This is a genomic window from Vibrio sp. D173a, assembly GCF_030248475.1.
This window is the reverse complement of the sequence record NZ_JAHGAH010000430.1, coordinates 1-1,073: the sequence shown is the minus strand read 5'-3', so window position 1 is coordinate 1,073 and position 1,073 is coordinate 1. Positions and strand designations below refer to the sequence as shown.

The window sequence follows — 1,073 nt, the reverse complement described above, 5'->3', positions numbered from 1 at the left end:
AGGGCCAAGCCCCGGTAGCATGCCGATAAACGTACCGACAAAACAGCCAACAATCACCATCATGATGTTCATTGGCATCACGGCGGTGGATAAACCTTGTAGAATTCCATCTAACATAATTCAGTCCTTTCTTTTGACTACCAGATGGTGAAAATCAGACCAGGCTCAAGGTAGATATCCAGACCTTGAGTGAGCAACAAGTAAAACGCGATAACGAACGGGAATGAGGCTCCAAACAACACCGATTTACGTCGTTCGCCAAGAAGGTAAAAGCCCGCAAGCAGGAAGAATCCTGTCGCTAATACAAAGCCGATATAAGTCAAACCCAGACCATAAAGCGCCATCAAAACTAAAAAGGCGATGAGCAATTTCCAGTTGAATGACATCACAGCGCCGCTTTGTTTATCGGGCTGACCAGTGACCAATAGCATTAGCGCTAAACCAATCCCGACGTAGGTCAGAATGGTCGGTAAGGTGCGAGCCGTGAAGGGTTCGTATTCATCCCCCGGAAAGAGAGGGATTTGCGTAGTTTGGTAGCCATAGCATAGGCAAAACAACAAAAAGATCATCGCGCCGACACGATCGCGGCACAGTAAATTCTCTTTGGTAAAAATATTGGTTGAATGAGACATATCCAACTCCTAGAGCAACAGGAAAAGACCGTATATGGGCGTTAATGAGGAAGGGTCAAGTCATTAACAATTAAGCGTCTCGCTGCTAGTCGAAGTGCTTAGAACCAATAAACAAAGGAGTTTTTACTTGTCGAATTTCGACAGTGCCCATATACGGTGAAATTAGAGTGCAAATACAACTGGGGCCAGAGATAGCCAACCCCATAAACTCGGATGGGAGTTATTGCTTCTTCAGGAAACCTAATTCGCGCATTAGATCGCCCATTTGCTGCTCTTGCTCTTCTAGGAACGCGAAGAACTCTTTATCCGCTTTGTAGTTGTCAATCCAACCATTGCGGTCACGAACAACTTGCCATTCGTCCGTTTTGTACATTTTGGTCAGAGCTGCGTTCCATTCATCGAGCTTGGCTTGGCTCGTGCCAGGAGCGGCAAAGAAACCAC

The 1,073-nt window shown here is 46.2% G+C and carries 1 protein-coding gene and 1 pseudogene; both read right to left on the bottom strand.

The window, feature by feature from the left end; genetic code table 11:
- Positions 1-137: 137 nt before the first annotated feature.
- Positions 138-632: a tripartite tricarboxylate transporter TctB family protein gene (locus tag KIV40_RS26490; protein ID WP_005451900.1), complete on the bottom strand. Its 495-nt coding sequence runs from the start codon at positions 630-632 to the stop codon at positions 138-140.
- A gap of 220 nt (positions 633-852) precedes the next feature.
- Positions 853-1,073 (bottom strand): annotated as a pseudogene (locus tag KIV40_RS26485) (tripartite tricarboxylate transporter substrate binding protein); the annotation flags it as partial.

Coding starts and splice junctions, on each gene's coding strand:
- KIV40_RS26490 (WP_005451900.1), bottom strand. CDS start 632: ATGTCTCATTCAACCAATATTTTTACCAAAGAGAATTTACTGTGCCGC.